The following is a 14,134-nucleotide window of genomic DNA, read 5'->3' as shown; positions in this document are numbered from 1 at the left end:
CATTTATTGCAAACTACTTACTCAGCCCTCTATATTGGGCTGATTTTCGAAAAAATCAAGCCCATTTCGAATGATGGATAAAACTAAGCTCAAATTAACGCTTTTTGCCTTTTTTACCCTTATCCGCTTCTACGTAGGGGTTTTTAGCGGTATTCATCTGAATGCGCAGAGGCGTACCGCGTAATTTAAAGACATCCCTAAAGCGGCCTTCCAAGTATCGCTTGTAGCTATCTGTCACCCCACTCAAGGATGTGCCATGAATGACCACAATTGGAGGATTCATGCCCCCTTGGTGGGCATAACGCAATTTAGGACGGCCCATACCAACGCGTTTAGGCTGTTGATGTTCAATTGCCTCTTGCAAAATACGGGTCAAGCGTGGGGTTGGTAGTTTTGCCATTGCGGCTGCATAGGCAGAATCCACATCCTTAAAGAGCTCCTTAAGGCCTGTACCCTTTTTAGCGGAGATTGGGTGCACATTTGCAAAATCGAGGAAGCGTAGCTTTTGTGCAATCTCTAATCGAGCGCGCTCTTTTACATACGCATCCAAGCCATCCCACTTGTTCACTGCAACCACTAAAGCGCGACCAGCTTCCACAATAAATCCAGCGATGTGCGCATCTTGCTCAGAAATATCTTGCTGAGCATCTAACATCAAGATCACCACATTACAGTCAGCAATCGCTTGCAATGTTTTAACAACAGAGAACTTTTCAATCGCTTCAAAAACTTTGCCACGGCGACGCAAACCTGCAGTGTCAACCAAGATGTAAGGCTTGCCATTGCGCTCAAACGGAACTTCGATCGCATCACGAGTGGTACCTGGCATATCAAATGCAATGACGCGCTCTTCACCGATTAATTTGTTAATCAACGTTGACTTACCAACGTTAGGGCGCCCTACTACAGCGATCTTCATTGGACGATTTGGATCGTTAGCCAATTCATCTTCATCTGGCTCTGCAATACCAAGGGAATCTAATGCGTCGTCGATCAAGCCACGCACACCATCGCCATGCGCTGAAGAAATTGGGAACGGTTCACCTAAACCAAGCTCATGGAAGTCGGCTGTGACAACGCCAGCCTGCATGCCTTCTGTTTTATTAACCGCGAGGATGATTGGTCGGCCAGTCTTACGTAAGAAATCGGCGATGACGCGATCTTGTGGCGCCATACCGAGACGACCGTCAACCAAGAAAATCACAATGTCAGATTCAGCAACAGCTTGCTTAGTCTGCTTTGCCATCTCAGCAACAATGCCGGTCTTAGCTACTGGCTCAAAACCACCGGTGTCTACGCAAATAAAAGCACGCTCACCAATACGACCTTTGCCGTAGTGTCGATCTCTGGTTAAGCCAGAAAAGTCCGCCACCAATGCATCACGTGAACGCGTTAAGCGATTAAAGAGAGTCGACTTTCCCACATTGGGACGACCGACGATAGTGATGACTGGATTCATTTTGGACTGTACGCCGCTATTTTTCCACCTTGAGATTGAACCAAGATGAGACCGCCTACCGCAATGGGGGCAGCCGAGATTGGACTACTATCGTGACGAATACGCGCAACCATCTCGCCATTCGCCTGTGAAAATGCATGGATATAACCTTGAGCATCACCCATGAGCAGCACTCTGCCCACTGCAAGCGATTCACCAACATCACGGAATGTCAGCTGTGTGTTTTCCCAAACTTGAGTACCGTCTTTCGTTGCAAAGGCGGTGACATAAGACTTATCGTTTGCCGAGAAAACCATGTCGGTGCTTTGTGAGGTACCGGTATAACTTGAATAGTCTTTAAACCACAAAAGGTTACCTGTGCGAGCCTGCCCGCAACCAATGCGTCCTTGATAAGAGACTGCACAGAGGATATCGCCTTCCATACTTGGTTTAGCGGTGACATCATTCAAGCGCTCAATCTCTGAGAAACCCTTAGGAAAAGAAACGGGTGTCTCCCAAACTAAGCCGCCATTAGCAATAGCAATCATGCCAAAGCGCCCACCAGTGAAACCAGTAACAATGACTTCATTGCCAATAGCCAGCATGCCGTAGCCAACACGCAATGACAATGCAGCCTGTTGACGCTGATAAGTCCATTTTTTAGCGCCCGTTAGCGCATCCAGCCCAATGAAGCGATTGTCTAGTGCACGCACTACGACAACACCACCAGCTACTACTGGCTCACTTAATACTTCGCTACCAACGCTGACATTCCACATCGGCTTGCCAGTATCGTCATAGGCGTAGACCATGCCTTTAGTGCTTACGGCTACAGTAGTGCGACCATCAGAGCCGGGGCCAATAGACAAACGCTCAGGAACAGATACAGACCAGAGCTTATTACCGGTTGCTAAATCAATCTTCGCTAAGTTCCCGCCATGAGAAGCGGCGTACACCGCATCGCCGGCAACAACAGGATGAAAATTAAAGGATTCAGATGAACCAATGCTAGTTGACCAGACAGACTGCAAATCAAATTGATTGGTAACAGTCACTAAATCAGCGGGTTTTCTTACTCTGGAGCTACCAGAGCATGCAGCCAAAGCAATTACCACGGCACCCAATACCAAGGAGGCACCTATGCGCATCGATAAACGCCTTATTTCTTTAGTCATCACTGAGCAACTCCTCCAACAGCATCTAATTTAACCTTGAGAAGGCGACGCGCTTCTTCAGGAAATTCTTTTGCTTGGTCTAATTTTTTCCAGGCATCTTGATAGCTTACTTTAGCTTGCTCATTTTTCTTTTGCGCCAAATACCAATCGCCACGACGCTCAAGCCATAAGGATTCAAAACCAGCAATCGGTTTCTCATTCAAGATTTGATCAGCCTCTGCAAAATCTTTTTCACTGCCCTGCTCAATCAATAGAGTTACTAGGCGTAATTTCGCTAATCCAAGATAACCATCATTGGATGAATTTTTTGCCGCCCAACGCAAATACTCCAGAGCTTTTGCGCTATCGCCTGCATCTGATGCAATTCGTGCAGCGATCAAACTAGACATTGCTGCGTAAGGTGTACGACCAAAATCTTTTTGTAAATCATCTGTTGCGCGTAGAGTCTGGTCTTTATCGCCTTTAGCAATGGCACCTACCATCGTTTCATAAAGCTTAGACGCTTCGAGTGCCTGACTATTGCGCCACCATTGATAGCCACTGTATGCAGCATAAGCAAACAACGCAACTGTAACGACCCCAGTAATCAGGTTGCGGTACTTTTGCCAAAACGCTTTGAATTGGTCTAATTGTTCTTGTTCTTCTAAATCTAAAGGCATGTCAATCCAAACTCATTTAATAGGTAATTAGTGTGTATTAGCTTAATTCTATTCGGAGGCGCCAACTAGGGCATCAATTGCTGCCCCCAGAACATCATCCAGAGGCACGGACTTCTGCTCACCCGTACCACGCAAGTCCTTGAGTTGCGCCTCATTCTTGGCTAATTCATCAGGCCCAATAATGACCGCAAAGGCAGCCCCACTAGCATCAGCCTTCTTCATTTGGGACTTAAAGCTGGCTAATTGACCGTCAGGAGGACAGAACAGGATGGTATCGATTCCAGCGCTCCGCAAGCGCTCAGCGATGATCATGGCAGCAGTCAAAGTCTCGCCACCTTGATGCAATACAAAAATATCACATTGAGCCTGAGCTTCTGGCAATGATCCAGAAACCTTCATTAACTCTAGAACCCGCTCCATACCCATAGCCCAACCACAAGCTGGCGCGGCTTTGCCACCCATACGCTCAATTAATGGGTCATAGCGTCCACCGCCAGCAATAGTGCCTTGAGCACCTAATTCATCAGTCACCCACTCAAATACAGTGAGGTTGTAGTAATCAAGACCGCGAACTAAACGAGGATTAATTTTGCAGGGGATGTTATTTGCTTTAATTAATGCCTGCACTGCATTGAAATGCTTTAGCGACTCTTCGCCCAAGAAATCCAATAATTTTGGTGCGCCTTCAATCAATACTTGCATCTCTGGATTTTTAGAATCCAATATACGCAAGGGATTGGTAGTGAGACGACGTTGTGAATCTTCATCTAGCTGCGATTGATTTTTCTCAAAGTAAGTTACCAATGCGGCGCGGTGCTCGGCACGCTCAGGAGCCTGACCTAGGGAATTTATTTCTAAACGGACGCCCTTCAGCCCTAACTCATCCCATAAGCGCTGACCCATGAGAATGATTTCAGCATCAATATCAGGTCCGGCAAAGCCTAAGGCCTCAATACCAAACTGGTGGAACTGACGATAGCGGCCACGCTGTGGGCGCTCATGACGAAACATTGGTCCGGTATACCAAAGACGCTTCGGCCCTTCGTATAACAAGTTATTTTCAATTACAGAGCGAACTAAAGCAGCAGTGCCTTCAGGACGTAAGGTGAGTTGCTCGCCGTTTAAGCGATCCTCAAAGGAATACATTTCTTTTTCAACAATATCGGTAACCTCACCGATACCACGCTGAAATACTGCAGTTGCCTCAACAATCGGTGTTCGCAAAAACTCATAGCCGTAAGCACGAGTCAAATCACGTAATACATGCTCAAGATGAGCCCACTGTGCAGCATCTGCTGGCAGTAAATCATTCATACCGCGCACGCCATTAATCTTCTGAACCTTGGCTTGTGCTGCTTGTACTTTTGAGTCTTTGTTTTGATCAGTCATTTTTTTATTATTGTTGTGCTTTTGCTTTTCTTAAACTTATTTAAATCTTGGCTGCGTAATTTTGCTTCACGTATTCGTCAACAATCACCTGAAACTCTTCGGCAATTTTCTCACCACGCAGAGTTTTGACTTTAACTCCATCGACAAACACTGGGGCCGCAGGGGTTTCACCCGTTCCAGGCAATGAAATACCAATATTGGCATGCTTACTCTCGCCTGGGCCATTCACAATACAGCCCATCACGGCGACATTCATATTCTCTACGCCAGGATGGGTTTTCTTCCAAATAGGCATTTGTTGACGCAAATAAGACTGGATATCCGCCGCTAACTCTTGGAAGGTAGTGCTAGTAGTTCTTCCGCAACCTGGGCATGCAATTACCATCGGTGTGAAATTACGCAAGCCCATGGTTTGTAATATTTCTTGGGCAACGATAACTTCATTTTCACGAGGTGCGCCTGGATCAGGCGTTAATGAAACGCGAATGGTATCGCCAATTCCTTCTTGCAACAAAATACCCATAGCTGCAGTAGAGGAAACAATGCCTTTGCTACCCATGCCTGCTTCAGTTAAACCCAAGTGCAGTGGATAGTCGGAGCGACGAGACAGATCACGATACACAGCAACTAAATCTTGAACATTACTGACTTTGCAAGAAAGCAAAATTTGATCGGGATTCATACCAAACTCAACCGCTTTTTCTGCCGACTGCAAAGCCGACTGAATCAAAGCCTCAATCATCACTTCTTGCGCAGTTTTTGGATTTGGCAGAGCTGCATTGCTATCCATGATCGAAGCCAGAAGCTCTTGATCCAAGCTACCCCAGTTCACACCAATTCGAATAGGCTTGTCGTATTTGCAAGCAGCTTCAATCATTTGAGCAAATTGTGGATCACGCTTGGCGCCCTTACCCACATTGCCTGGGTTGATGCGGTACTTCGAGAGCGCTTTAGCGCACTCCGGAAAATCATTTAATAAAGTATGGCCGTTGTAATGGAAGTCGCCAATCAACGGCACCAAAACATCCATCTTATCTAACTGCTCACGAATATAGGGAACTGCGGCAGCCGCCTCTGGGGTATTGACAGTAATACGCACCATCTCTGAACCAGCGCGGGCTAATTCCTTTACCTGAATTGCAGTACCCACTGCATCTGCAGTATCGGTATTGGTCATTGACTGCACGCGCACTGGTGCATCTCCACCAACCGTAATGATGTTGGTTTTCCAGGCAACGGTTGCTTGACGCGTTGCACGCTTAGGGGATGGGCCTAGCGGAAGTGGTGGTAATGATTGATTAGAGCTCATGAGGATCTATGGGTCGGGTTTTAATTTTTACTTCAGCTTTTTGAGCCACTCAATGGGGTGCTCGTTAGGTCCCAGATTGATATCTTCATCAAACTCTTCACCCGACTCAACCTCTATGAGCTCGATCTCAGCATTGTGAACAGCGCGTTCACGCACACGGGTGCGATCCACAACATCCCCTGCCAACTGACCACAGGCGGCCGCAATGTCGTCACCGCGTGTCTTCCGTACAGTGGCCACCATGCCCGCATCTAAAAGGATGCCAGCAAAAGCATTGACGCGTTGAGCTGATGAGCGCTTGAGGCCAGACTCTGGGAAAGGATTAAATGGGATGAGATTAATTTTGCACTTAATGTTTCTGAGTAAGCGTACTAATTCTTTTGCCTGGATATCGGAGTCATTCACGCCATCGAGCATGCAATATTCAAAGGTCAAGAAATCTCTTGGTGCAAATGGTAAGTAACGTTCGCACGCATCAAGCAATTCACGTAGAGGATATTTTTGATTGAGTGGTACCAATTGATCGCGTAATGCGTCATTGGGCGCATGTAATGAAACTGCCAATGCTACTGGGCAATCTTGTGCGAGACGATCAATCATCGGCACTACACCTGATGTAGAAACTGTCACACGACGGCGTGATAAACCGTACGCTCTGTCATCGAGCATCAAGCGCAATGCAGAAACCACATTGTCATAGTTGAGCAAGGGCTCACCCATGCCCATCATCACCACATTAGAAATCACACGCCCTGTGTGTTCCCAGCCTGGTGTTGGAAACTTTTCAATTCTACGAATAGCCTCAGGGTCGTTGCGCAAAAGATGTTCGGCAAACCAGAGTTGGCCAATGATTTCGCCAGAAGTCAGATTGCGTGAGAAACCTTGATGCCCAGTTGAGCAAAAACGGCAATTGACTGCGCAGCCCGCCTGAGAAGAGATACACAAGGTGCCCCGATCATCCTCAGGAATAAAAACAGACTCGACTGCATTACCAGCGCCCACATCCAATAGCCACTTGCGCGTGCCGTCATTGGCATGCTCATCTTTGATAACAGGGAGGGAAAGTACTTCCGCTTTATCTAGCAAAGTTGCTCTAAAGCTTTTTGCCAAATCACTCATGTCGTTAATGTCAGCTACACCGCGTTGGTGTATCCACTGCATGAGTTGCTTTGCCCTGAAGGGCTTTTCATTCAACCCCGCGACATACGCTGCCATTTGGTCAGCGTCAAAATCTAAGAGATTTATGCGCGGGGAGGTCACTGCGCCTACTTATAAATTAAATAGGTTGTTCGTTAGCAATCGTTGATTAACGATTGAAAACATTCATGCCAGGGAAGAAGAATGCAACTTCCACGGCAGCTGTTTCAGGAGCATCAGAACCGTGAACGGCATTTGCATCAATGCTGTCAGCAAAGTCAGCACGGATTGTGCCTTTTTCTGCCTTCTTCGGATCAGTCGCGCCCATCAAGTCACGATTCTTAGCAATAGCGCCTTCGCCTTGCAATACTTGAATCATTACAGGACCAGAAATCATGAAGCTCACCAAATCTTTGAAGAAAGGACGGTCTTTATGAACGCCATAAAACTGCTCAGCTTCATTTTGTGACAAATGCGCCATTCTGGAAGCAATGATCTTCAAACCAGCGGATTCAAAACGGTCATAGATTTTGCCGATGACGTTTTTAGCGACAGCATCAGGTTTGATAATAGAAAGGGTGCGTTCAATTGCCATGCAAGACTCCAATAGTGATTTCAAAGGTATTTGCTAGGTGAGGTCAATAAGCCGCCCCACTCCAGCGACCCCCGAATTATACATTGCCTGACCTTATTTACCCCTATGTCAGTAGGGCTAAGCCCTTGAATTTACAGGGCATAAGCCTTTAATTTGTAGGTCTTTTCTGTGGGGGCTTGAAATTAGGGTGTTTTGTCTATACTTAAGCTTAACAGCCCTTAATGGGCTCTTGTATTCACTATGAAAAAGAAGGAGTCAATATGAGTGATCTAAACTCTTACGGCTTTGGCCAAACCGGCTCAATTAGCACCGTCCAGGTACGCAATCGCGTACTTCGCAACACTTACGCCCTTTTGGCGCTTTCCATGGTTCCAACTGTAATCGGCGCCTGGCTTGGAGTGGCCATGGGTCTCAATCTGTTCGCCGGCAGCCCATTTATTGGCTTCATCGTCTTCATGGCGGTAGCTTTTGGCTTCTTCTGGGCAATTGAAAAGAATAAAGATTCCGGTGTTGGTGTTCTCTTGCTTTTGGGCTTCACCTTCTTTATGGGCATCATGATGTCCCGCTTGATTGGCTTCACCCTCAACAGCTATAGCAATGGTGCAACTCTCATTATGCTGTCCTTTGGTGGCACCGCCGCCATCTTCGCCACGATGGCAACTATTGCCACTGTAAGTAAGAGCGACTTTGCTGGAATGGGCAAATGGCTCATGGTTGGCGTGTTACTCCTAATCGTTGCCACATTGGCAAATATCTGGCTGCAATTGCCAGCTTTGATGTTGACTGTAATGGTGTTAGCCATCGCCATCTTCTCAGCCTTTATCTTGGTTGATGTACAACGCGTCATCAATGGTGGCGAGACAAATTACATCATGGCTACTTTAGCTATCTACTTAGATGTATATAACGTCTTTACTAACTTACTCGCACTATTGGGTATTGTTGGTGGTAATCGAGATTAAGGGAGATTAAGACACGCTAAAACTTTAGTGTGTTGTTCTCATAAGGCGCCTACGGGCGCCTTTTTTACTGCTGCTATTTAGTCTGTTTGTTTAGCTAAATAATTAAACTGCTACAAACATGCTTATAGCGTAAGACAGTGCCATCAAAATTAATAAGATAGCAAAACTATCTGAGGCTTTCATGACGCTCTCCCGAAGATAAAAAGTTGGGCAGCAATACATCACTGCACAAGCTCAATCTACTCTTCTATAAGACATGATTTTGAGGGCGCCGCACCAGCATCAGGCTAAATGCACTAAATTAGCGCCCTTCTGGTGCAATTATTAAGCACTAGGAACACTCGAGAATGAAAGTTTAGAAGCGCCAACCCAAAGAAACGCCATAGGAATTGATATTCACCTTGTCGGTTGAGCCATCGCTCCATTGAATGGTTTTATAGTTTTGTTGCGACACCTCTACTCTAGTAAAAAGATGCTTGGTGAGCAGGTATTCGGCACCAATTCCGTAACTGGGTCCATTAATCCATTGATAGTAGCCAGGTGATGAGTATTTGGACCAAGACCATCCGAGCTTGATATAGCCTAATAAATTTTCCGTGAAGGCGTAAGCCACTTTTCCGCCTGCTTCGATGGGGTTCTTAGCGTCAGGATCAGAGCCCGCGGTATCTGTTGTAGCCAAATCATAACTACCATAGACACCAACTAGCCATTGATTGTTAATGGCCTTATATGCGTCAGCAGTAATACTGGGAATTCCGCTTCGACTGGTTTCTGATCCGCCTGGTGTTGATACGTCAGTAATAGAATTTAATGCGTAGTCCACAGATAAACCAAAACCTTCAAAGTTTTGCGATTGACCATAAGCAATAGGCATAGCGAAAGCCCAAAACAACATTGCTATTTTTTTCATCTCACTACCCCTCAATTCTTATTTATATTTATTACCAAGCACTATATCAAAGAGCTAAGTTTTGTCAAAAACCGCCATTGATTCCACATGGGAGGTATGAGGGAACATATTGACGATGCCCGCCCCTTTAAGCCTATAACCTGCTTGGTGACACAAGATATCAGCATCTCTGGCTAATGTTTTGGGATTGCAAGACACATAAACAATGCGTTGTGGTAATAATTCACTTTGAGCAATCTGCAACTCTGCAAGCGCTTTACAAATCTCCATTGCTCCCTCGCGCGGTGGATCCATTAACCAGCGCTCTGCTTTGCCCCACGATGCAATTGTTTCTGTTGTGACTTCAAATAAATCGCTTTGCATAAAACTGGCTTTATCAACGAGTCCGTTATGCTCTGCATTGGCTTTAGCTCGAGTCGTCAAACTCTCTAAACCCTCGATCCCTAAAACTTGTTTTGCTTTTCTAGCAAGGGGTAATGTGAAATTGCCAATACCGCAAAAGAGATCCAATACTCGATCTGTTTCTTTGACTTCAAGCAATCGAATCGCCCTGCTCACCAATGCACGGTTCATCATGTGATTTACCTGTGTGAAATCCGCAGGCTTAAATGGCATCTCGATTTCAAACTCAGGCAGGCGATAACAAAGCTTGCCGGTCTCGGGATAAAACGGTGCTACAGTCTCAATCCCTTTAGGTTGGAGCCAAATCCAGACATGATGCTGATCCGCAAACGCGCGCAGGAGATGCTCATCTTCTACAGTTAAAGGCTTGAGATTCCGAAATACCAAAGCAGTAACTGGTTTTGCTTTCTTAGGGTCATCTGAGAAGACATCTTCTGGTTCACCAACCGCAATCTCAATCTGGGGCATCCGATCAACAATGGATAAACCCATCACCAACTTGCGCATCTCTGGCAATAAGTCCGACACATGCTTGGGCAAAATTTCACAAGCTAGCATGTCAGCTACATAGCCACTCTTTCCCTCATGAAAACCAATCAGTACCGTACCTTTTTTAATAGAACGATTGACAGCACTTAAACGTGCTCTGTGACGATATTCCCAAGTAGGTCCACCCATCGGGCGCAGAATTTCTTGCGGCTTTACCTTGGCAATATGGTGCAAGTCATCCTCAAGCACACGCTGCTTCATCGCTACTTGCGCCCTAATATCTAGATGCTGCATGGTGCAGCCCCCACACACACCAAAGGCCTTGCATTTAGGTTCCGCCCTAAACACCGCAGGTTTTAGAATGTCGCGTACTTTGGCTTTGCTAAAGCGGGCTTTATTACTGGTGATGGTGTAAGTGACCAACTCGGTTGGCAGCGCGCCTTTAATGAAGATCACCTTACCGCTTTGATCTTGGGCAGCCTCATCCTCATTAGGGGCTAGGCGTGCAATTCCCTGGGCATCCAAATCCAGTGCTTCGACTTTAATTGGCTCAGTCACCTCTATGTTGACTGGCTTATCCCCTCTACGCATCTGCAGAAAAACCTTGCAGATACTCTTGCCATTGACTGCCATTGGGCTCTTTAGATTGCCCTTCTAAATAAGCCTTCACGAAATCAATTTCTTCTTGATATTCAGCATGAGAAAAGCCGCCACGCAGCAATTGAAAGCGGCAGTACATGAGATAGGTATTGACTACGTCAGTTTCACAGTAACGACGGATGTCATTAATCTTGCCATCCTGATAGGCAGGCCATACTTGGCTGCCGTCCATGCCCATCTTGCCTGGAAAACCACAGAGCTTTGCCAAACCATCTAATGGTGCATTTGCACGACCATTAAATTTAGCCAATAGATCCATCATGTCAAGATGACGCATGTGATATCGACTGATGTAGTTATTCCACTTAAATTCTCGGCTATCAGAATCCTGGCTCTCGCCCATCTCCCAATAACGAGGGGCTTGTACATGATTCGCTAAAGCGCGATAGTGCAACACGGGTAAATCAAAACCGCTGCCATTCCAAGAAACCAATTGAGGGGTGTATTTTTCGATAAGATCAAAGAAGGCTTGTATTAAGACCTTCTCATCATCCTGCGGAGTGCCCAGAGTGCCCACTTTAATTTGTGGCAAGCCCTCTTTAGTGGTTCTGCGAATCACGCAAGAGATGGCAACAATCTTTTGCAGAAACAAGGGTAGAAATTCACTACCGGTCTTTTCTGCACGCTCGGCCATCACTTTGCTAGCAACCTCGGGATCACTCATGGAGTCTGGAAAATCTTCCAGACGACGCAATCCAGTGACATCTGGAATGGTTTCAATATCGAATACAAGAACGGTCGCCATGGCGCCTACCCTAGACCAACAACATTACTGCAAGTACGGCGTTGGATTAACTGGTTTGCCGTTAACGCGTAACTCGAAGTGGAGCTTAGCTGCAGTAGTGTCTGTATCACCTATCTCAGCAATCTTCTGACCCTTACGAACGGTATCACCCTCTTTTACCAAGAGCTTACTGTTGTGGGCATAAGCAGTGAGATAGGTGTTGTCGTGCTTAACAATCACCAGGTTGCCATAGCCACGCAAACTATTGCCTGCGTAAACCACTTTGCCATCAGAGGCGGCAAGAACTGGCTCGCCGACCTTACCAGCAATATCGATCCCTTTATTAGTCTCACTGAACTCACCAGTAACCTTACCTTTTGCAGGCCAAGATAGACGAATGCCTGGCTCAGCAACCACATCGTTTTTCACCGGCTCTGGAGCGGTAACTACAGAATCTGATTTTTCGGACGATGGTTTTTTCTCAGCCACTTTGACTGGCTTTGATCCCGCTGGTGCTTTAATCAAAATCAAATCACCTACCTCAATCACATTAGCGTTAAAGCTTGGATTTGCAGCAGAATTCCACTGCGCTACATCACGCGGTGCCTGACCATGATCCAAGGCAATGCGCGCCAAGGTGTCACCTTTTTTAACACGATAGTAACCAGGGGGTGCAGGCTCACTTGAACCACCGCTGCGATCAGTCACACTAGCAGGCTTAGTGCGAGGTGTAGAACATCCAACTATCAACATCAAAGATGAGGATATGAGTGCAACGAGGAAAAGTTTTAATGAAGTGGATGGCATCAAATTGGGTTCTGAATTGGTGAATTCATCATAAATCTCATACTACCCCTGATTGTAAGGGTACAAAAAAGACCCCGTCCAGTACAGTTCTTTGATAGCGCTGGGAACTCATTCTTTCAACCATCACCAGTTGTTGCTCTTTGTCATTTTTGGCGACTGGGGCAACTAAGCGCCCTCCAATTGCTAATTGGTCAAGTAAGGCATCCGGAATACCCAAGCCAGCTGCTGCCAAAATAATCCCATCAAATGGAGCGGCCTGAGGCAAACCTAAAATACCGTCACCGTAAATCAAACGAAGATTATTAATCCGAAATGGGCGCAACTTAGCTCTTGCCATGTCATGCAGCGGACGAATACGCTCTATAGAGTAAACCTCATCTGCCAATAAACTCAGAACCGCCGCTTGGTAACCGCAACCGGTACCAATCTCCAATACTTTGCCCAGTTTATGTTTAGGCTTGTGAAGCAACTCAATCATGCGTGCCACTACTGATGGCTTAGAGATAGTCTGCTCATGCCCAATTGGTAGCGCAGTATCTTCGTAGGCTTGCGCATGCAATCCAGCATCCATAAAAGCATGACGTGGGACGGTGGCAATCGCCTCTAATGTTTTACCGTGCTTTACTCCGCCAGCATGTACTTTTGCTGCTAGGGCCTGCCGATAAGCAGCAAAGCGTTCGGTCGGAGCCTTCAACCGCGGTCCCAGCCATTTGCGCGCATTGCCGCTAAACGAGCATGGTGCGTTAAATCAAGTTGCATTGGCGTAATCGAGATACATCCTTCAGCAATTGCATGAAAGTCCGTACCCTCTGAACCCTCTTTGACATCGCCCGCAGCGCCGATCCAGTAGATCTTCTCACCACGCGGACTATCCTGCACCACTACTGGTTGAGAGTGATGACGATTACCGAGGCGCGTTACACGCCAGCGATACAAATCAGCATAAGGGCGATTGGGGATGTTGACGTTCAGTAGTGTTGCTGTACCCTCAGTACGAGCCAAGGCAGAAACCAGCATTTGGGCCACTACATCATGCGCCGCTTTAGCGGCATCTTCAATGCGATTCCAGCCGCGATCAATTTGCGAGAAAGCAATGCCTGGCACACCAAACATCACACCTTCAACTGCGGCAGCAACAGTGCCTGAGTAAAGCGTATCTTCACCCATGTTTTCACCTTGATTGATGCCAGAGATCACTAGGTCAGGTTTCTCATCCAAAAATCCTGTCATGGCAACGTGCACACAATCGGTTGGTGTGCCATTGACAAAGAAAAAGCCATCCCGCTCGCCACCAGCAACGCGATGAATCGACAATGGTCTAGATAATGTGAGTGAATTCGAGGCACCGCTATGGTTCTGCTCAGGAGCAATCACGGTAATACGACCCAAGGGACGTACCGCCTCTACTAAAGCTAGCAAGCCAGGAGCTAAATAGCCATCGTCATTAGAGACCAGGATGTGGGGTTGCTTAGACATGA

At 46.6% G+C, this 14,134-nt stretch carries 13 protein-coding genes and 1 pseudogene; 1 reads left to right on the top strand and 13 read right to left on the bottom strand.

Annotated features, from left to right (window positions below):
- Positions 1 to 94: 94 nt before the first annotated feature.
- Genes der through ndk form a run of 7 tightly spaced genes read right to left on the bottom strand, consistent with a single transcriptional unit; the run spans position 95 to position 7,702 of the window.
- Positions 95 to 1,459: a ribosome biogenesis GTPase Der gene (gene der, locus ICE89_RS00315; protein WP_216264249.1), complete on the bottom strand. Its 1,365-nt coding sequence runs from the start codon at positions 1,457 to 1,459 to the stop codon at positions 95 to 97.
- Positions 1,456 to 2,613 carry an outer membrane protein assembly factor BamB gene (gene bamB / locus ICE89_RS00310; RefSeq protein ID WP_216264248.1) on the bottom strand — a complete coding sequence of 386 codons (1,158 nt, stop codon included), beginning with the start codon at positions 2,611 to 2,613 and terminating at the stop codon, positions 1,456 to 1,458. Before bamB ends, der begins: the two co-directional genes overlap by 4 nt.
- On the bottom strand, positions 2,613 to 3,272 hold the full coding sequence (locus ICE89_RS00305) for a tetratricopeptide repeat protein (RefSeq protein ID WP_216264247.1): 660 nt from the start codon (positions 3,270 to 3,272) through the stop codon (positions 2,613 to 2,615). The genes bamB and ICE89_RS00305 overlap by 1 nt, the downstream gene beginning before the upstream one ends.
- Positions 3,273 to 3,320: 48 nt before the next feature.
- On the bottom strand, positions 3,321 to 4,661 hold the full coding sequence (gene hisS, locus ICE89_RS00300) for a histidine--tRNA ligase (protein ID WP_216264096.1): 1,341 nt from the start codon (positions 4,659 to 4,661) through the stop codon (positions 3,321 to 3,323).
- Between the two features lie 40 nt (positions 4,662 to 4,701).
- Entirely contained in the window at positions 4,702 to 5,970 is a 1,269-nt protein-coding gene (ispG, locus tag ICE89_RS00295; protein ID WP_216264095.1) for a flavodoxin-dependent (E)-4-hydroxy-3-methylbut-2-enyl-diphosphate synthase, read from the bottom strand.
- A 27-nt stretch (positions 5,971 to 5,997) separates the two neighbouring features.
- Positions 5,998 to 7,230 carry a 23S rRNA (adenine(2503)-C(2))-methyltransferase RlmN gene (gene rlmN, locus ICE89_RS00290; protein ID WP_216264094.1) on the bottom strand — a complete coding sequence of 411 codons (1,233 nt, stop codon included), beginning with the start codon at positions 7,228 to 7,230 and terminating at the stop codon, positions 5,998 to 6,000.
- A gap of 46 nt (positions 7,231 to 7,276) precedes the next feature.
- Positions 7,277 to 7,702: a nucleoside-diphosphate kinase gene (ndk, locus tag ICE89_RS00285; RefSeq protein ID WP_071465494.1), complete on the bottom strand. Its 426-nt coding sequence runs from the start codon at positions 7,700 to 7,702 to the stop codon at positions 7,277 to 7,279.
- 260 nt (positions 7,703 to 7,962) lie between these two features.
- On the opposite strand from ndk, the gene ICE89_RS00280 reads away from it, so the two are divergent.
- Entirely contained in the window at positions 7,963 to 8,664 is a 702-nt protein-coding gene (locus ICE89_RS00280; protein WP_216264246.1) for a Bax inhibitor-1 family protein, read from the top strand.
- Between the two features lie 355 nt (positions 8,665 to 9,019).
- Here ICE89_RS00280 and ICE89_RS00275 read toward each other — a convergent pair whose 3' ends face one another.
- From ICE89_RS00275 to surE, 6 genes and pseudogenes are all read right to left on the bottom strand, one after another.
- Positions 9,020 to 9,574, bottom strand: coding sequence for an outer membrane protein (locus tag ICE89_RS00275; protein ID WP_216264245.1), 555 nt, complete (start codon positions 9,572 to 9,574; stop codon positions 9,020 to 9,022).
- A 54-nt stretch (positions 9,575 to 9,628) separates the two neighbouring features.
- On the bottom strand, positions 9,629 to 11,056 hold the full coding sequence (gene rlmD / locus ICE89_RS00270; protein WP_216264982.1) for a 23S rRNA (uracil(1939)-C(5))-methyltransferase RlmD: 1,428 nt from the start codon (positions 11,054 to 11,056) through the stop codon (positions 9,629 to 9,631).
- A complete protein-coding gene (locus tag ICE89_RS00265) occupies positions 11,049 to 11,870 on the bottom strand; it encodes a 3'-5' exonuclease (protein WP_216264244.1) in 822 nt (273 codons plus the stop codon). Before ICE89_RS00265 ends, rlmD begins: the two co-directional genes overlap by 8 nt.
- Before the next feature lie 24 nt (positions 11,871 to 11,894).
- Positions 11,895 to 12,656, bottom strand: coding sequence for a peptidoglycan DD-metalloendopeptidase family protein (locus tag ICE89_RS00260; RefSeq protein ID WP_216264243.1), 762 nt, complete (start codon positions 12,654 to 12,656; stop codon positions 11,895 to 11,897).
- Positions 12,657 to 12,693: 37 nt separating this feature from the next.
- Positions 12,694 to 13,317 (bottom strand): annotated as a pseudogene (locus ICE89_RS00255) (protein-L-isoaspartate(D-aspartate) O-methyltransferase); the annotation flags it as partial.
- A gap of 29 nt (positions 13,318 to 13,346) precedes the next feature.
- Positions 13,347 to 14,132 (bottom strand): 5'/3'-nucleotidase SurE, encoded by a 786-nt coding sequence (gene surE, locus ICE89_RS00250; RefSeq protein ID WP_216264242.1) that lies wholly within the window; start codon positions 14,130 to 14,132, stop codon positions 13,347 to 13,349.
- Between the last annotated feature and the right edge of the window lie 2 nt (positions 14,133 to 14,134).

The sequence above is a fragment of the Polynucleobacter sp. AP-Kaivos-20-H2 genome (assembly GCF_018882215.1).
Taxonomy (GTDB): Bacteria; Pseudomonadota; Gammaproteobacteria; order Burkholderiales; family Burkholderiaceae; genus Polynucleobacter.
Note: the sequence above shows the minus strand (reverse complement) of the source record. Positions and strands in the feature narration are given on the sequence as shown.